Annotated in this window: 15 protein-coding genes; 8 read left to right on the plus strand and 7 right to left on the minus strand. The window is 43.6% G+C overall.

Annotated features, from left to right (window positions below):
- The first annotated feature begins 854 nt into the window (after positions 1-854).
- The 3 genes from L2729_RS05500 (at position 855) to katB (ending at position 3,609) form a co-directional block, all read left to right on the plus strand.
- Positions 855-1,292 (plus strand): PaaI family thioesterase, encoded by a 438-nt coding sequence (locus tag L2729_RS05500; RefSeq protein WP_248987350.1) that lies wholly within the window; start codon positions 855-857, stop codon positions 1,290-1,292.
- 108 nt (positions 1,293-1,400) lie between these two features.
- On the plus strand, positions 1,401-1,643 hold the full coding sequence (locus L2729_RS05505; protein ID WP_248987351.1) for a YgjV family protein: 243 nt from the start codon (positions 1,401-1,403) through the stop codon (positions 1,641-1,643).
- Between the two features lie 502 nt (positions 1,644-2,145).
- On the plus strand, positions 2,146-3,609 hold the full coding sequence (gene katB / locus L2729_RS05510; protein ID WP_248987352.1) for a catalase KatB: 1,464 nt from the start codon (positions 2,146-2,148) through the stop codon (positions 3,607-3,609).
- Positions 3,610-3,740: 131 nt separating this feature from the next.
- Here the strand turns inward: katB and L2729_RS05515 are convergent, their stop codons facing one another.
- On the minus strand, positions 3,741-4,193 hold the full coding sequence (locus L2729_RS05515) for a pentapeptide repeat-containing protein (protein WP_428848226.1): 453 nt from the start codon (positions 4,191-4,193) through the stop codon (positions 3,741-3,743).
- Between the two features lie 163 nt (positions 4,194-4,356).
- Positions 4,357-4,911, minus strand: coding sequence for a TMEM165/GDT1 family protein (locus L2729_RS05520; protein WP_248987354.1), 555 nt, complete (start codon positions 4,909-4,911; stop codon positions 4,357-4,359).
- 925 nt (positions 4,912-5,836) lie between these two features.
- Here L2729_RS05520 and L2729_RS05525 point away from each other — a divergent pair.
- From L2729_RS05525 to L2729_RS05545, 5 genes are all read left to right on the plus strand, one after another.
- A complete protein-coding gene (locus L2729_RS05525) occupies positions 5,837-7,036 on the plus strand; it encodes an amino acid permease (protein WP_248987355.1) in 1,200 nt (399 codons plus the stop codon).
- 199 nt (positions 7,037-7,235) lie between these two features.
- The gene (locus L2729_RS05530) at positions 7,236-9,392 is read left to right on the plus strand and encodes a S46 family peptidase (RefSeq protein WP_248987356.1); all 2,157 of its coding nucleotides are present in this window, start codon (positions 7,236-7,238) and stop codon (positions 9,390-9,392) included.
- A gap of 1,141 nt (positions 9,393-10,533) precedes the next feature.
- Positions 10,534-11,307, plus strand: coding sequence for an outer membrane protein OmpV (ompV, locus tag L2729_RS05535; protein WP_248987357.1), 774 nt, complete (start codon positions 10,534-10,536; stop codon positions 11,305-11,307).
- 19 nt (positions 11,308-11,326) lie between these two features.
- The gene (locus L2729_RS05540; protein ID WP_248987358.1) at positions 11,327-11,785 is read left to right on the plus strand and encodes a CC0125/CC1285 family lipoprotein; all 459 of its coding nucleotides are present in this window, start codon (positions 11,327-11,329) and stop codon (positions 11,783-11,785) included.
- 569 nt (positions 11,786-12,354) lie between these two features.
- Entirely contained in the window at positions 12,355-13,332 is a 978-nt protein-coding gene (locus tag L2729_RS05545) for a VirK/YbjX family protein (protein ID WP_248987359.1), read from the plus strand.
- Between the two features lie 431 nt (positions 13,333-13,763).
- Here the strand turns inward: L2729_RS05545 and L2729_RS05550 are convergent, their stop codons facing one another.
- The 5 genes from L2729_RS05550 to L2729_RS05570 form a co-directional block, all read right to left on the minus strand.
- Positions 13,764-15,047 carry an ATP-binding protein gene (locus L2729_RS05550; protein ID WP_248987360.1) on the minus strand — a complete coding sequence of 428 codons (1,284 nt, stop codon included), beginning with the start codon at positions 15,045-15,047 and terminating at the stop codon, positions 13,764-13,766.
- 13 nt (positions 15,048-15,060) lie between these two features.
- Positions 15,061-15,765 carry a response regulator gene (locus tag L2729_RS05555; protein ID WP_248987361.1) on the minus strand — a complete coding sequence of 235 codons (705 nt, stop codon included), beginning with the start codon at positions 15,763-15,765 and terminating at the stop codon, positions 15,061-15,063.
- Between the two features lie 2 nt (positions 15,766-15,767).
- Entirely contained in the window at positions 15,768-16,157 is a 390-nt protein-coding gene (locus L2729_RS05560; RefSeq protein ID WP_248987362.1) for a DUF3019 domain-containing protein, read from the minus strand.
- A gap of 7 nt (positions 16,158-16,164) precedes the next feature.
- Entirely contained in the window at positions 16,165-16,980 is an 816-nt protein-coding gene (locus L2729_RS05565; protein WP_248987363.1) for a MipA/OmpV family protein, read from the minus strand.
- A 468-nt stretch (positions 16,981-17,448) separates the two neighbouring features.
- A complete protein-coding gene (locus L2729_RS05570) occupies positions 17,449-18,168 on the minus strand; it encodes an RNA pseudouridine synthase (protein WP_248987364.1) in 720 nt (239 codons plus the stop codon).

The raw sequence follows: 18,168 nt of genomic DNA on the forward strand, positions 1-18,168 counted from the left end.
CTCATTAATCACTATTGTAGTATGTCGCTATTGTTACTATATCTATGTAAATAAGTAGTTTACGTTTCTATTTTGTGCGTATTCAGTTCGTGCGCGAGTGCCTTTGTTGGCTTTATTGTTGTAATCAATGTTTTTATGCCTTAGTAGGGCAAAAATATAACTTTTATGTGCTAAATCGGCGTAATTTGCTTGCAGCAAAATTGTTGCTGTATACACTGCATCCATAGCAAGGTTTTGTTAGTTGAAAATGTATGGAAGTTTTCATCATTTTTGGCTATGCAGCTGTTGTTAATTAGAGTTAGTATTCTCGAAATAGCCAAGCAGTTAACTTAATGGCTGTATAGAGAGGTCGGTATTGCAGTTAACCAATGCTGCTAATGCACAGCCAATCATATTGATGACAAAATATTTACAGTGCGCTAAAGCGAACACTGCCATTAAATGAAAATATTTAGCTGACACTGGATGTCAGATTGACAATCGACTTTAACACTTAGTTAAGCTAGTGCTGATAAAGTTAGATTTCAACAATTTTAGATTCTAACAATTTTAGATTCTAACAATTTTAGTTTTCAACCATTTCAGTTCAGACGACCAGTTACCCTATGGCGCGTGGTTAGGCACATAAGTTGGACGTGAAAACGTATCGGCACCTAAATAATAAGCTCAATCACGCGCCAATTCTATACACCGCTAACCTTACACCCTGCCTAAAATCAATAAAGCGTTACCGCCAGGGTCAACGCGATTAACTCGTTCCTAATTATCTGCGCCTTATACTTATCTTACTGGTTTAAAATTATTCACTTACGCAGTAAACTGTCGACAATAACTACAAAAAATGGATGTAACAAATGTCGATTTGGTTTAGACCCGTAAGCTTAGAAATATGCGCCAAAATGGATTCAGGGATGCATGGCAAAGGCACGCTTATGCAAACGATGGGGATCACTATCTCAGAAATTGGCGATGATTATATGAAAGCGACAATGCCAGCGTCGCCCGCAGTACATAACCCATTAGGCATCGTTCACGGTGGGGCTAATGTTGCACTGGCCGAAACCGTCGCCAGCTATGCGGCAAATTTCGCGGTCGACTTTGAGCTGTATTATTGCGTTGGTCAGGAGATTAATGCCAACCATTTAAAAGCATCACGTAATGGCACATTAACCGCGACAGCAAAGCCTGTACATCTTGGAAAACGCAGTTCGGTATGGGAAGTGTTGATCCACAATAGTGCTGGCGAACTATGTTGCATATCTCGAATGACTGCGGCGGTGGTAAAACGTTAATCTGTTGAACACGCAGTAAAGCACAAATAATTGAGCGGTAAGCTGTTGCATTAGCAAACTATTGCCCATACTCAATGTATTGGTTTTTTTGTAAGCATTGGAGCGAAAATGGATAGCGCAACAATATGGGAATGGGTAGGGTATTTAGCATCGGTGGTGGTTGCCATATCGCTGATGATGTCGAATATCAAAAAGTTACGTTGGTGGAACTTGGTGGGTGCGGCTTTATTCGTCGCTTATGGCTTAGCGATTGATGCATTACCAGTGGCTTTAGTTAACTTTTTTATCGTGCTCATCGATATTTATTATATCGTTAGGCTCTATAAAGCAGACAAAGATACCCCAGAATAAAAAGCATGACAGTGGCTTGATAGTATCAGGCCACGCTTAAACATGATTTGCTTAAAGCGCTTGTTTAAAATCATGGATTACCTCGCCCCTGATTAAAGCTATTACCTATAAGGCATAGCCTCGCAACTGAGTTAATCTTTTCCTCTAAGCTCATCTGGTGCCAAAGATAAAACCACTAGCGCAAAGCTCAATTCAATTTAGCCTCATCCCATCCACATTCTCTCTACCAAACTCCAGCTTTAAATTGGTCGAATAAGTGCACCCTTAGCAGCATCAATCACAGGCTCAATCATACTATTACAGCTTTAATCGTCAAAACAGTTTGAGCTTATCTGATCTAATCGTTTTAATGTTTTCCTGTGAGCGACTACTATTACTCCATCGACACAGAGTTTATATCGCACTTACGCCATCGCCCCCGTTTAAAGGAGAGCAATCATGGCCACTATATTTGATTTAATCGAAACTTGGTTGCAAGCCGATCAAGATTAAGGAGTAATTTATGAGTCAGCATAACAACGTTCTTACTGCACAAAATGGCGCACCTATCAGCGATGATCAAAATTCAGTCTCTGCAGGTGAGCGCGGACCTTTATTGCTGCAAGATTGGCACCTGCTTGAAAAGCTAGCGCACTTTAACCGCGAGCGAATTCCTGAGCGTATTGTGCATGCTAAAGGTACTGGGGTTTACGGTACGTTTACCCTGACAAAGGACTTAAGCGATTTTACGTTGGCAGACCACTTTAACGGTGTAGGTAAGCAAACAGAAACATTTGTACGCTTCTCTACCGTCGGTGGCGAAATGGGCTCGGCTGATGCAGAACGCGATCCGCGTGGCTTTGGGTTACGTTTTTACACGCAGCGCGGTAACCACGATATTGTCGGTAATAATACCCCGACCTTTTTCTTACGTGATGGCATAAAGTTCCCTGACTTTATCCATACCCAAAAACGTAATCCGCAGACCAACCTTAAAGATCCACATGCGATGTGGGATTTCTGGGCACTAAACCCAGAAGCAATGCATCAGGTGACCATTTTAATGTCTGACCGTGGTATTCCGGCTAATTATCGTCAAATGCACGGATTTGGTTCGCACACTTTCTCATTCTGGAATGCTAAAGGTGAGCGTTATTGGGTTAAGTTCCACTTTAAGACTAAGCAGGGCATTGCCAACTTAACAGCAGAGCAGGCTGATATTCTAAAAGGTATCGATCCTGACTCTTCACAGCGCGATATGGTGGCTGCTATTAATGATGGTAACTTCCCTAAGTGGGCTGTTAAAGTGCAGATCATGCCAGAAGTCGAAGCCAACACTTATAAAATTAACCCATTTGACCTGACTAAAGTATGGCCTCATGCAGATTACCCACTAATAGAGGTGGGTGAGTTAGAGCTCAACCGCATGCCACAAAACTACTTTGCCGAAGTTGAGCAAGTTGCATTGGCGCCAAATAATTTAGTACCTGGAGTGGGGGCTTCGCCAGATAAGATGTTGCAAGCCCGCTTGTTTGCTTATGCAGATGCTCAGCGCTACCGTATCGGCACTAATTACAATCAGTTACCTGTTAACTGCCCACATGCAACAACGGCCAATCATCATCAACGTGGTGGCGCAATGGCCGGGACGCAATGTTCATTCTCTGGCAGCCAAACGGGCGGGGATGCAAGCAGTAACTACGGGCCTAATAGTAATGATGGTTTGCAAGACCAAGCACAATTTGCTGAGCCTCCACTGCGTTTAGACGGTGAAGCTGACCGCTATAGCCGTTACGATCAAGATGACTTTAGCCAAGCGGGAGATTTATACCGTTTACTACCTGAAGATGAAAAAGCAAGATTGATTGCTAACATCGTCGGTTCATTGAGTGTAGTGAATGAAGTCACCCAAGCTACAATGGTCGCCCACTTTAGCGCCGCTGACAGCGATTATGGCCAGCGTGTAAAGCAAGCACTAGGACGGTAAAAGCCGGGAAGGCCGGAAAAGCCGAATGAAGTTGAGACGGTAAAAGCCGGAAGAGCTAAGACGGTAAAAAAGCCGGAAAGGCCGACAAAAACAAAAGCCTGTGGAGCATGGCTCCACAGGCTTTTTTATTCTTAATTGCACCGTCTCAGCTTGAACCGTCTCAGCTTGAACCGTCTTAGCTTGCACCATCTCAGCTGGCATCGTCTTAGCTTGCACCGTCTCAGCTGGGATTGTCTTAGCCAGGATCGTCTCAGCTTGACTCGTCTCAGCTGGAACCATCTCAGTTTGCATCGTCTTAGCTTGCACCATCTCAGCTTGAACCGTCTTAGCTTGCATCGTCTCAGCTTGAACCATCTCAGTTGGAATCGTCTCAGCTTGACTCGTCTCAGCTTGAACCGTCTTAGCTTGGCCCGTCTCAGCTCGAACCATCTCAGCTTGCATCGTCTCAGCTTGACTCGTCTCAGCTTGACTCGTCTCAGCTTGACTCGTCTCAGCTTGACTCGTCTCAGCTTGACTCGTCTCAGCTTGACTCGTCTCAGCTTGACTCGTCTCAGCTTGCATCGTCTCAGCTCGAACCATCTCAGCTTGCATCGTCTTAGCTTGACTCGTTCTCAGCTTGGTCCGTCTCAGCTTGGTCCGTCTCAGCTTGGTCCGTCTCAGCTTGGTCCGTCTCAGCTCGAACCATCTCAGCTTGAACCGTCTTAGCTTGCATCGTCTTAGCTTGCACCGTTTGAGCTCGAACCGAGCTTAGATCAGCAATGTCGCCACACCCAGTATGGCGAAGAGTACGGCGCAGCCGCGATGGATCCAATGCAGAGGCAGTTTTTCAGCGCTAAAGTGACCAGCGATGACCACTGGAACATTGGCAATCAACATTCCAAGCGTAGTGCCCATCACCACCATGGCAAGTGCATCATATTTAGCGGAAAGTACCACGGTGGCTATTTGAGTTTTATCGCCCATTTCGGCAATAAAAAATAGGAAAAAAGTGGCTAAGAAAGGCCCCATCGCGTAAAAACGGCTCTCCTCTTCATCGATTTTATCGGGAATAAGCACCCACAGCGCAATCGCAAAAAACGATCCTGCAACTAAGTAGCGCGCAACATCAGGGTTAATATAACCGATGGCCCATTGACCTAACCAAGCAGCGGCAAAGTGGTTTGCAAGTGTGGATAGAAAAATGCCAAGAATAATGGCGCTTTTATTTTTGAAACGTACGGCTAAAACCAGCGCGAGTAGTTGAGTCTTATCACCGATTTCGGCGATAGCAACAGTAAAGGTAGAGGCGAGAAAGGCTTCCAAAAGTATTCCTATATCGGGGAGGAAAAACTCCAAGCACAATACACCCCTCCCAAATATGAGTGGCATTGTGCTCAGGTCTTGCTGGGTTAACGACATAAGTCATTAACTATCATACCAATTACATTTAGTATCTGTTCATTCAGTGGGAATTCAAAGCACTGAAGGCAAGTTGGGAACTTGAAGCTAATAGTTATTCTATATCAAGAGTTTCCGGCGTAGCATACAGTGCTTTGAAACCCACCCTAGGGAAGCTCTCGCGCATTCCACTTCTGCTTTGCATTGGCTCACAAGGGGATAACCATTCTGTCGTCAATGCGCTTTGAATTGAAAAGCTTGAGCGCTTCTGAATTGACTAAATACTTAATGTAATTGTTATAAGTACCACGGCGTATGGCCAATTATGTTGATACTCAATCTATGCACACTTGTTGCAAACATTGATCTCTACTCCCCCGAAGCAGAGGCGAGCATTATAGTGACTAGTTGACCAATATCAATGCTACGAAAGCTATCAACGGCTCAAAATTGAGCAAAAAAAGTCAAACGTAAACTAACTGTTACTAAGGCTTTACAAGCTTATTGTCGATTCGTACTAAGTTGGTTTTATGCTGCGCCGATGTCTTGCCCACGCGGTTAGTAGCTGTTAATGTCGCTAACAGTCATTTTTTAGAGAAAGAGTCGTAATGAAACAATCTTATCGATATTGCCCTCGATTTATACAGCCTCAGTGGCAAAGTTGATAAGGTGAATATCCGTATTATTTAACTAAGCCGTTGGGGCCAATTGGAATCGCTAAGGTTGATGATGACCAGATTCGATTGGGGGCTGTTAATAGTATTGTTAACTTGCGAAAAGATCTCTCCCTCAAAGTCGTTCTAAATCTGACCTACCAAAAATAAATTATAAAATCTAACAGGACAATTTTGTGAACTCAAAAATACTTGGCTCTATCGCCATTGTAGCTGGAACGGCAATTGGTGGTGGTATGCTGGCATTGCCACTGGCTACCGCTTCTTTAGGTACTATCCCGGCACTGTTTTTATTAGTGCTAATTTGGGGGGTATCTATCTATACCTCTTTATTAATGCTCGAAATTAACTTACGTGCAGGCGTGGGTCTAAATGTACATGCCATTACGGGTAAAACCTTAGGTAAAGTCGGTCAACTTATTCAAGGTGGCTCATTTCTAAGTTTATTATTTGCGTTAACCATGGTTTATCTAATGGGTGGCTCATCGCTACTTGAGTCTAAGATGGATTTGGTTGGCATGAAAATGGACAATCAACTTGCTGTATTGATGTTTACCGCTATTTTTGGTGGTTTCATTGCGGTGGGTGTACGCTGGATTGATAAAGTTTCGCGTGTGCTATTCACCTCCATGATCGCCTTGTTAGTGATAGTGGTTGCCTATCTACTCCCTGAAGTCGATATGAGCCTGATGATGAATAATTCAACTACAGGCATGGTTGGCGGCAGTGATTTAACTAACTTGTGGTTAGCGGCTATTCCGATTGTGTTTACCTCTTTTGGTTTCCACGTTTGTATTGCGACCATAGTGCGCTATTTAGATGGTGATGCGATGTCACTGCGTAAAGTGCTTATTATTGGTTCTACTATTCCATTGGTTTGCTACATTTTGTGGTTAATGGTGACGTTAGGCACGTTGGGTGGCAAAACAGTTTACGGTTTTGAAGGCTCACTACCCTTGCTTGTTACTGCACTTCAAGGGGTCGCTGATTCTGCTATTTTGCAGCAGTTTATTGACCTATTTGCCAACCTCGCATTGGTGACGTCTTTCCTCGGCGTGACCATGAGTTTGTTTGATTATGTGGCAGAGCTAACGCGTGCAAAAGATAATGCATTCGGCCGTGCTCAAACCTGGCTCATCACTTTTATCCCACCACTCTTGTGTGCGCTTTATTACCCTGATGGCTTCTTTAAAGTGCTCGGGTTTGCCGCTATTCCATTGGTTGTGATGATTATTTTCTTACCTATCGTGATGGCTCTTGGTCAACGTAAGCAAAACTTAGGCGGTTATCAAGTCAGTGGCGGAACAGCTGCAATGGGCATTGCAGGCTTGCTAGGTGCAGGAATTATTGCCGCGCAGTTGTGGGTTGCTTTATAAAGCGTTGCCAACATTCAGTAATCGCTTTGTAACAGATTAATTTAGAGTCTGTTTCTTGGCTAACATCTTGTGCTAAAGTCGAGCATCAATATTTGCATATTGGGCTCGGCTTTTTTGTATCTAGCCGCCCCATAAATCGATATTACAGCAAGTAAAAATAACAATAATCCTAAAATATCTAAAAAATGGACTTAACAAAATGAAGAAATGGCTTTTGACAGTCGCTATGGCGACCTCTTTTGGTGCAGTAGCTGACGAAGGTATGTGGCAACCCTACCAACTTCCTGCCATGGCAGATGAGCTAAAGGCAAAGGGACTTGAAATTGATGTTAACTCGATTTCAAAACTAACCGAATTCCCAATGAATGCCGTGATCAGCCTTGGCGGCTGTACGGCATCATTTGTGTCGCCAAAAGGCCTTGTAGTGACTAACCATCACTGTGCTTACGGCTCAATTCAATACAACTCAACGCCTGAAAAGAACTTGCTGCGTGATGGATTTTTAGCTAAGTCTTTCGGCGAAGAGCTTGCGGCAACACCGGGCTCACGCATTTTTGTCACTGAAGATGTTAGCAGCGTGACGGATAAAATAAAATCGGGACTTGAGAGCAAAACAGGAAACGAATTTTATCAAGGCATTGAGCAAAGAGAGAAAGGCTTAGTTGCTGAGTGTGAGAAAGAAGATGGCTACCGCTGTCAGGTATACAGCTTTCACGGCGGCCTTGAGTATTACTTGGTTAAGCAGTTAGAAATTCGCGATGTGCGTTTAGTATATAACCCAGCAGCAAGTGTCGGTAAGTATGGCGGTGATATCGATAACTGGATGTGGCCACGCCATACTGGTGATTTCTCTTTCTACCGCGCTTATGTATCTAAAGACGGTAAGCCAGCAGACTTTAGCCAAGACAACGTACCGTACGAGCCAAAGAGCTTCTTGAAAGTATCAGCAAAAGGCGTCAGCGACGGTGATTTTGTGATGGTGGCAGGTTACCCAGGCCGTACCAACCGTTACCGCACAGCCAATGAAGTGGAAAACACCTTTGAATGGGCGTATCCAGAAGGCAAAATGCTGCGCGAACGCTTTATCGACATTATTAAAGAAACCGCACCAGAGGGCAGTGATGAGCGTATTAAGTACGAAAGCTTAATCGCCGGTCTTGCTAATTACGCGAAAAACTTTACGTCAATGATCGAGTTCTACGGTAAGTCGACCATGCTTGCAGACCGCAAAGGGCGTGAAGCAGAGCTAACCACTTGGATGAACCAAGATAGTAAGCGTAAAGCCAAGTATGGTGAAACCCTTGCCAAGCTTGATAAGTTGATTGCCGAAGGTAATGAGCATCAAGCTCGCGACATTATCTTAGGTTATATCGGTTACACCACTATGGTGCCAACGGCACGTAAATTGTACCGTTTAGCCAATGAAAAAGGTCTAGACGATATGGCGCGTGAACCTGGTTATCAGGAACGCGACATGATCCGCTTTAAATCAAGCATGGAGCGTATCGACCGTCGTTACGCGGCAAGTGTTGATAAGGCCGTACTGTTTGATTTACTCAGTCGTTACGCGGCTCTGCCTGCTGATGAGCGAGTGAAGGCACTGGATAACGCGTTTGGTATTGGCAAGAAGTTTGATGCCAAGAAGCTACAAAAGACGCTGGATAAGATGTACGCCAAAACCGATCTTGATAAGCAAGATGTGCGTTTAACGTGGATGGACAAATCAGTAACAGACTTCAACAAATCTAACGACCCTTTCATCAAGTTTGCTGTTGCCATGTACGACACTGACATGAAGGAAGAGAAGAAAGACAAGGAGTATGCGGGTGAGCTAATGAAGGTTCGTCCTATGTATATGGACGCCATCATCGCTTATAACCGTGAACAAGGTAAGCCTGTTTACGCCGATGCCAACTCAAGTCTACGTGTTACCGTTGGTCATGTTAAAGGTTACTCACCTGAAGATGGTATGCGCGCAGAACCATTTACTCGTCTCGAAGGTATTTTGGCGAAAGACACGGGTGCAGATCCATTTGATGCGCCGTCTAAGCAACTTGAGCTGATTAAGAATAAGCAGTACGGCGATTACTATGTGAAGTCGTTAGATTCTGTGCCCGTTAACTTCCTATCGACGCTGGATACTACTGGTGGTAACTCAGGTTCACCAACCTTAAACGGTCGTGCTGAACTCGTGGGGCTGCTGTTTGACGGTGTGTACGAAAGTATCATTGGTGATTGGGGTTACGATCCTGAGACTAACCGTTCTATTCAGGTTGATAGCCGTTATATGCTTTGGGTGATGAAGTACCTAGATCATGCAGATAACTTGCTTGAAGAGATGGAAATTGTGCATTAATGATTTGAATAATCATTAATGGTTGTTTGAATAGCAAAAGCCGAAACACTTAGGTGTTTCGGCTTTTTTGTTTCTTTTCTTGGTTGATTTGATATGTGAATTTACTCGTTAGGCGAACATTAATTTATAGCCGCAACCTAGCGGTAGAAGTAAGTCCCGAGATATCAAGCTGCGCTTGACTAACGTCGTGGCGCTTCGCCCATTCTGTTGTAAAGAGTCGAGCAAGAAGGACTGCCCGTCTGATGTGAATGGATTCACAAATGCCGCGGTGGCATGGTCAATGATGTTCCCGACATCATATAGACATTTCCCATATCCATATGGGTCAGATGCCAAGGAATGGCCTGTCCCGTGAAAGCTATGCCCTCATCTGATAGGCAGGATGCCTGAATGTCTTGAAGTGCATGGATGCACGGGAAAGATCGTCTGGACTTACGCCATTTATTCCAACGCACTTCGGCAACTCCGATGGGGAATGGGTGTTATTTGTTAGCTAGAAAGTATGCGCTGAAATTTGTGTCTTTAGATTGAAAATCTCAAATGCCGGATGATTGCGCTTTTTCAACCCTGTGTAGATACGGCCGTGACCGTCCATGACATGGACGTCATGGCCGAGCCTCCATGGATGGACTTGCAGCGTGTCACGGCAGTGTCTGCACCTGCGCAGGCCGCAGGCCATCGGAACCACAGATGGTTGAAGATTACTCAGTTTCGGCAACTTCAATGGGGGCTGTAAGTAGTATTGGATAGTGACTTTGTATCTTTAAATTAAAGACTCAAATGCTGGATGATTGCGCTTTTTTTGCCCAATGTAGATACGGCTGAATCCGTCGAAAACAGGGTGCTTTCGTTGAGCCCACAAGACTATTTCTGTTCCTGGCAGAATTTGGCATTCGCTCCATCCATGGAGGTCAGATGTGCTTGCGGCGAGCCTCAGTAGCGTCTTCACATACGCCGACCGCAGGTCATTGGAACAACAGATGGTTGATTAAAACCCAATGTAAACTTTTAACTGCTGAACTACCCCGACGGGTAGCACAACCAAATGTACCGCTAGGATACATTTGGATACAGAGTCCAAATTACAAGTCGAATATAGTGGCTTCACAGTCATTCGACAGATGTAAAAAAGGATTTGAAAATGAAAAAATTATGCTTCGCTATCACGGCAATTTTGGTCTCTAGCCACGCCTTAGCAGACGGTAATACCTATATTCGTAACGGTAATATTTATAGCCATCAAGGGCAGTATTTTGTGGGAGCAGGTGCTGCGACTGGAAGTGAATTTTATAAAGGCCAAGATCATAAAACCGGCTATTACCTTAATGGTGGTTACCATGGCGAAGACCTTAACGCCGATCTTGCTGGTATTAACTACCGCTTTTTAGGTGATAACGATAGCAAAATCAACTTCAGTGCCTTTGTTGTGGCAAACCCTGGTTTTGATTCAAGTGACGCCGATATTTTAACGGGTATGAAGGATCGTAAAATAAGCGGTGATTTAGGTTTAAACGCCGATGTTCACCTTGGTAAAGGCACATTGTCGAGTAAGTTCCAGCATGATGTCACAGGTGTATATGATGGCTACCAAGCTGACGTAACCTATTATCTGCCGATGAACCTCGGTTTTGGTGATTTAGTGCCTTACGCTGGCGTTCATTATTTCAGTAAAGACTATGTCGATTATTACGCGGGTGTTTCCAAATCGGATGCGACCACCGAGCGTCCTACTTATGAAGCTAGTGGTGCATTTGCTTATAAAGCGGGTTATGCGCTTGTGGTGCCTATTACTGCAAATCTTGATATCACTCAGGCTACTGGCTATTCGCACTTAACAGCGGATATGGCTGACTCACCCCTTATCGATAGCAGTAACCAGTGGGTTACGACGTTAGGCGTGAGCTATAGCTTCTAATTAATTTGGATAGAAAGTAATGAAATCATTAAAAAGCATATGCGCGATAGCGGGGTTAGCATTTTTGCTAACAGCTTGCGCCACACCTTACGATACAGAGAAAAGCTTTTGGTCTTTCGGTAAGGGGTTTGAGACCGTGCAGATTGCACCTGATAGCTGGCAGATTAGCTTTGTCGGTAACACCAATACTGATAGGGCGCTGACAAGAAAGTACGTCATGCTTAAATCTGCAGAACTGTGTCAACAGGCTGGGTTCCCCTATTTTACCTTCACTAACGAGCAGACCAATCGCGATTCTGTTGGTCAATTCGGTGTCGGTACAACCAGCAGTAATGATCTACTTTGGGGCAGTTCTACTATTGATAAAGAAACCTCAACTGTCGTAGAAGTTACTGGCCTAAATAGTAAAGATTCTAACACTGGCTCACGAGTGTATGACACCAATTATATTATTGGCCATGTCAGTATTGAAGGTTAGTTATCTAAATTTTGGCGCCGCTTATTATTTATAGCGCCTTTAATAAAAAGCACCTTCAAAAGTTCTATAGCGGATCATTGATATTACCATTAGAAAATCCTAATGGTCAGCCTGGAACAATTGGAGATTATTAAGGCGCAGACTTGATGGAAACGAAGCGCAACGCCTGAGAGCTTCCGCGCTGTTTGCGGTGTGCTCCCTTGCCCTGCCAGATCGATTTTGATTTTAGGGCTTGTAGGCCCACGTTCGTAATACGTATAACCAAGTGTCACTTTAAATTACAGAGGATTAAAGACGTTACAGCACTTGGATGAAAGCCATAAAAATAGTTACAGTGTGATTATCTTAATGCCAATGCGTTATATATAGGTGCTGTTATAAGGGTGCATTACACATGGTTATGTAGGTATTACTGCACCAGCATTTGGCGAGTGCATTATAGGTATACCCAAAAATCGATTCATCATACAAGTGAAAAAAGACCTATTCGAATTTCGAATGTTAACTATTTTGTTATATGCGCAATATATAAATACAATTTTAATAAATAGACGCTTTAATGGGGGTGGATGCCTGATGCAAATTTAGCGCTATATTATTTTCATATTAAAGTTATGCACTTATATTATTTGAATTCAAGATTTGAGAAAAACACCATGAATATAATTAGTATGGCGATGGATGCTAGTAGTCTTAAACATAAGGGAAAGACAAAATTCAGAGTTAAGTTTATTATTCGAGCTTTATTGCATTACCCTTACATGAAAAAAATGAATAACAATTTCTATCATGATGAACGAAAAGAGCTTTGTAAAAACCAACCCGATTTCCTGACTAAATTTTTAAAGCCTTACTTACGTATTGGCTTTAGTAAAAAAGAAATCATTGATATTTTAATTAACCACTATGACTGGTTTGAACGAAAGTTTTCAGCTGGCGCTCGTCATCAAATATATAATGATCGATTGACACTTCACAAGCTAGATATTGACGGTGAATGTTATCTAATTAATCTGTCATTTCACCTTAACCCAACAATGGAAGGGGAACTTACCCTTTCACTTACAGATTCCAATTATAAAAGGCGTTATGTCCTTTCATTTACCGTTATTGATAATGATATTTATATTGGCTGCATACAAGGTGGGGCTCATGATAATGGTTTTAGCCGATTATTTACCAAGGCGATTTATGGATTACGTCCTAAATCATTTATGGTTGAAACATTACGGCTACTCGCCATTAATCTCGGAATAAGAGATATTTATGCCGTAAAGGAGTCAGGGCATATATATACTGCTAGACGTTACGGTATAAAAAGAAGAACCAAGATAATTAATCTTAATTATGACCGTTTGTGGGAAGAGCATAATGGTGAATCCCATGATGATTTCTTCTACAAACTACCGATTAATTCTGCTCGTAAATCAATGGAAGATATCAAGCGGCCAAAACGAAAAATGTATCGTGAACGCTATACGTGGTTGGATGGCTACAGCCAATCACTTAAGAATACACTTGAAGAATACATAGACAGGCACGATTAATGGCACAAGGGCTAATATCACCCCTCCGCCAACCTAGCTGCACATGATGTAACGAGAACATGAATCATAAAGACCTTGTTCAGCGGCTTATATTCCAGTGGGGTTCTTCCCCCTGGTATTGAGGTTTTTTAAGCTGAGTGTTTATATTACTTTCAGCTTATAGTGGAAATGATTTCCTTAAACTCAAAAACCATAAGCAGATTATAATTTTTAGGATTAAAATATAGAGATCTTTATAAGCTCAAAAGTATTTTTATTTACTTAAGTTTTCTATTAACAATCAGAAGTTATCGATATAGTATCGAAGTAAACTATATGTGCCTATTCCAGCAGTTGATAACGCTGGAAAACATCAATGTTGCCAATAATTTTAAAGGAAAGAGTAAGCTCTACAGTTTATCCAAAGATAAAAAGTAATAGTGGCTTAATATTTATTTAAATTGCAGCGACATACGTGCGCCACCTAATTCTGGAGCACGGCCAATGGATAGCTGCGATCCCATCCACACCCCAATACGGCTCACAATGGCCAAACCCATGCCGTGACCGGCATTATCTCGGCTCTGCTGACCGCGTACAAAAGGTTTAATAACTTGCTCCATCTCTAACGTATCAATGCCTTGGCCATCATCATCCACATGTATCCACACTGAACCATGTTCAACCGCGACTAAAACTCTGATTTTTGACTGACCAAAACGTTCGGCATTACTGAGTAAGTTACTCAATTGCATCGACAAGTATTTAGGATCTGTGTTGACGATTAACGGCTGTAAATTAGGGATAAACTCGAGTAAGTGGCTGCCGTCAGCTTGGGTTGCCAGTTTGCTTTGTAACCAAGCATTTAACTCTATGGGTTGCAGTTCTGGCTGTATATTGGCTTGATCAAGGCGAGCGTAACTGAGTAGCGTCATCACCAACTCTTCCATGGTGTCAAGATCCTGATTAAGCCGCCGGAAGTACTTAACTCGTAGCTGCTCGCTTTTAGTTTCCTCTAGCGCTTCAATGCCGAATCTAAGTCGGGCAATCGGGGTTTTCAGGTCGTGGGATACGGCTCGACTGAGCAGTTTATTATCATCAACTAACTGTTGAATTCGATCGGCCATGCGGTTAAATTCAGTCTCAATCGAGGCAATGTAAGAGGTCTTATTCACTGCCATCCGTTGTTGTAACTCTCCCATACCAAAGGCTTTAGTCACTTTGCTCAAATTGAGCAATTGCCGGATTAAAGGCGATACCCACACCAGCATAATCACGACGACCCCGCCGTAAAAGAGCATGGTATAAAGTTCGTTAAGATCTGAATTGGCATCCTCTGGCGTTGTCAGGTTGGTGTTAATGTTGAGTACTTGGCCCGTTTTGGGCATCAGGTAATGCAGCGAGATCCCTTCATCGGACTCTAGCATCAGCGATGCGTCGGTATCAAACTGTAGTTTAAGCGGTGTGGGCAAGGAAAATTCAGTTTCAGCGATGAGCGATAATTGCTCTGAATTATGTCGGTTCCAGCTATCGATAAAGGGTGTATTACTGGCGGTTTCATCATCTAAACTCCGCGACAGAGCTACGCCCAAAAGCGTTAATGCCGCGAGGTGCTCAGTGGTGCTGGAATTTTCAGTTCCTGGATTTTGCAGTGCGGCAAATTCACTAATCGACCAGCCTAGGCAGGTAATCGTGGCCAATACGGAAAGTACTAATGAGATGATTAACTTTCTCATGACGTTAAACCTATCATGAGTCCGTTTCTCCCTCATCACGGCAAAATAGGTAGCCTTTACCGCGGATGGTTTTAATTTTATAGGGTTGATTCTGAGCTTCGAGGAGCTTTTTTCGTAATCGTGACACGCGGATATCGACTGAGCGATCTAGGCCGTCGTATTCAAAGCCGCGTAGCTCAGAGACGAGTTCCATACGGCTAACAACTTGGCCTACCTTTAAAGCCAATAGCCAAAATACATCAAATTCATTGGCATTTAACTCTAACGATTCTTGGCCTATCGTAACGGACTTCGCCGTAGCATTAAGTACCAAAGATTCAAACACCAGTTGCTGTTTTATCTTGTCATCATTAGATCGGCGTAATAATGCTTTAATGCGTGCCAGTAAGACTTGCGGGCGAATTGGCTTAGTGAGGTAGTCATCAGCGCCAACATCTAGCCCTTGAATTTCATCGCCATCTTCAACACAGGCTGTCATAAAAAGGATCGGGCCAGAATAAAAGGCTCTTGCTTCTTTGCATACATCGAATCCATTTTTAACCGGCAGCATCACATCTAATAACACTAAATCTGGTTGCTCATCGGCGATCATCTCTAAGGCATAGTCACCTTGGCTGGCCACGGTGATCCCGTAACCGTGTTCAAGCAGGTAGTCACTAATCCATTCTGCCAGTGACGCATCGTCCTCGACGATTAAGATATGTTTTTTAACTGACATTCTTAGAATAATCTCCAACCAGACTGACTTTGTTTAGGCGCTTTATAGACCCAGGTAACAACGACTTTTACTTCTGCCAGAGCTTTAGCGTCATCGCGGCTGACAAGGCTAAAAGTTGTGGTTTTATCACCTTCAAAACTATATGGATATTCTTGTACGGCGGTTCCAGTCCAGCAGGTGAGCTGACGCTGACTTTTAGATAATACTAAACAGTAGTGACCCACCTCAGGGGTTTTCCAGCGGAACAGCACATCTTGGTAGCAAGTTTGGCCTTTATGCAGTGCAACACAGCGCTCCGGCGTCGCGGTAAAGACGATTGACGACTCCTCACTCCAAGCTATTGTTGGGTTAAAGAGTAATAGGAGCGCTAAGCACAGATAGAAATTATTCATGTGTCCCCTAAAATACATAACTGATTGAGGCGTTAAAAAACGACACATAATCAGCCTGATTAAAGGGGCTTTCAGTGACTTCATCTGGCAGCACATTGACGCGGTACATCGCGCGGAATACAAAACTTTCGCTAATGGGGTAAGCGACGCCGACTTCCAAGCCATAGCTAAACGAACTGCCTGGATGGTACTCGGGAAATAGCTCAGTAGCTTCATCGCTACCGATACCAAAAAGATTGCGATTCAAAGTGGATGACGAGTATTCGATGCTGCCTAATGCATGAAAGTTCCAGTTTCGAACTTGCCAAGACTTACCCAGTCGGGCTGTGCTTTGGATCCCTTGATCATTCAAATAGTCACTGACTATTCGGTACTGAAATACGTAATTGCCATCCCAATAACGTGTAGCTCGAAATCCCGCGCCAACATAGAGAGACTCTTCAGACAATAAATAAGCGTTACGGCCCGCTTCATTGAGAGTGGAGGGGTCGACATCTTCTGGCCGTGCCCAAGTACTTTTGAGATTCGCGGCTAAAAAATCGAGTGACCAATTATCAGAGTTCCAGAAATTAAATCCTAAATTAATGCCATCTTGAGATTGATGTACCATCTCAACAAATAGCCCTTTGTACTGGTACATACCGCTAATCAACAATGATGGCTGTACAGCTTGATAATCTGTTTGGCGAATATCGACTTTATTAACGCCGTAAACGCTAGCCCCGAGCTCAAAGTAACCCCCGTTAGCAAGGCGATTATCGACTCCACCGGTGACACTGCTGGCAATATCAGATGCTGAAGCCATTACAGGAATAAAAATCATTATTAAGAGCAGTGTCCGAAGGAAACACTGCCGTATATCACGACAAATATTAATCATGAGATGGCGTCACATATTAGATAAGTTGTTGGGGTTTTAGTTAGCAAAACGAAGCTCCACTCCATTGTGACATCATGTTTCATTACGTCCTTAATTTCCGATTCGTGGAGGGACTTTCATCCTGCATTTATCACCATGAATGGCATCTGCTAGATTTTTGTTCTGCTAATGCAGATTGGACTCAGCCGTATATGCCAAAAATAGAACGCTCTATCACGTTAAATGGCTGAGAAATATTATACAAAGCTATAACCATGAAGCGCAAGGCTGCGCACATAAAAGTCTCAAAACATTAAAGCTGGCAGCACGTTGGGTGTATGTGCACAGCGATTGTTGCAGCGGCAAGTCTGGGAGGCCATTGACGATGGATGAGTGTTGGAGAATTTACTCTTTAATATTAGTGCTACTTTGCTACTTTGCTAATATAGCTTTTAGCTGAGACAACTCAGCTTCTGTTAATTGGCGCATTTTGCCTTCCGCCAAATCAGCTAAACTCAAACTCTGTATCGAAACACGTTTAAGGTCGATAACCTTATACCCGAGTGCCTGTGACATACGGCGTATTTGCCTATTTAGCCCTTGGGTGAGTACTATTTGATAACTATCGTCAGTTAAACGACTCATGTTACAGGGCAGGGTTGTAACGTCCTTGTAGCTAACTCCAGCGGCCATCTGTAATAGAAATTCATCACTGAAATGTCGGTCCACTGTAACGTGATAGGTCTTGCAGTGACCAAAATGGGGGTGCATCAATTGGTGGGCAAGTTCACCATCGTTGGTTAACATCAATAGGCCGCGAGAATCTTTGTCGAGCCGACCCACCGGGTACAGTCGTGGTGATTCAGGCAGTAAATGCAGCAAACTATTGTGTAAGTCAGCGAGCAGACGGCTATCGGTGCCGACGGCCTTATGGAACAACCAATAGGCTTTGGCTTCAACGGCGGCGATGAGCTTACCATTGACTAAGAGTTGCTCTTGGCAACGCTGGCCGTCGGGTGTATCGAGTAACGTCACTGTATCAATGTGGTTCGCGAGGCGGTTATCAATCATTACATGGCCATCTCTGATTAAGCGAGTCGCGGCGCGGCGTGAACAGCAACCCGTTAAGGCGAGGTATTTAGCGAGTCTCAT

The sequence above is a fragment of the Shewanella gelidimarina genome, from assembly GCF_023283945.1.
Lineage (GTDB): Bacteria > Pseudomonadota > Gammaproteobacteria > Enterobacterales > Shewanellaceae > Shewanella > Shewanella gelidimarina.

What these genes read in the sequence shown, in the direction of transcription:
- L2729_RS05560 (WP_248987362.1), bottom strand. Translation starts at nt 16,157, where the DNA reads ATGAATAATTTCTATCTGTGCTTAGCGCTCCTATTACTCTTTAACCCA.
- L2729_RS05555 (WP_248987361.1), bottom strand. Translation starts at nt 15,765, where the DNA reads ATGTCAGTTAAAAAACATATCTTAATCGTCGAGGACGATGCGTCACTG.
- L2729_RS05545 (WP_248987359.1), top strand. Translation starts at nt 12,355, where the DNA reads ATGCCTGATGCAAATTTAGCGCTATATTATTTTCATATTAAAGTTATG.
- L2729_RS05505 (WP_248987351.1), top strand. Translation starts at nt 1,401, where the DNA reads ATGGATAGCGCAACAATATGGGAATGGGTAGGGTATTTAGCATCGGTG.
- L2729_RS05550 (WP_248987360.1), bottom strand. Translation starts at nt 15,047, where the DNA reads ATGAGAAAGTTAATCATCTCATTAGTACTTTCCGTATTGGCCACGATT.
- katB (WP_248987352.1), top strand. Translation starts at nt 2,146, where the DNA reads ATGAGTCAGCATAACAACGTTCTTACTGCACAAAATGGCGCACCTATC.
- L2729_RS05565 (WP_248987363.1), bottom strand. Translation starts at nt 16,980, where the DNA reads ATGATTTTTATTCCTGTAATGGCTTCAGCATCTGATATTGCCAGCAGT.
- L2729_RS05570 (WP_248987364.1), bottom strand. Translation starts at nt 18,168, where the DNA reads ATGAGACTCGCTAAATACCTCGCCTTAACGGGTTGCTGTTCACGCCGC.
- L2729_RS05530 (WP_248987356.1), top strand. Translation starts at nt 7,236, where the DNA reads ATGAAGAAATGGCTTTTGACAGTCGCTATGGCGACCTCTTTTGGTGCA.
- L2729_RS05540 (WP_248987358.1), top strand. Translation starts at nt 11,327, where the DNA reads ATGAAATCATTAAAAAGCATATGCGCGATAGCGGGGTTAGCATTTTTG.
- L2729_RS05500 (WP_248987350.1), top strand. Translation starts at nt 855, where the DNA reads ATGTCGATTTGGTTTAGACCCGTAAGCTTAGAAATATGCGCCAAAATG.
- ompV (WP_248987357.1), top strand. Translation starts at nt 10,534, where the DNA reads ATGAAAAAATTATGCTTCGCTATCACGGCAATTTTGGTCTCTAGCCAC.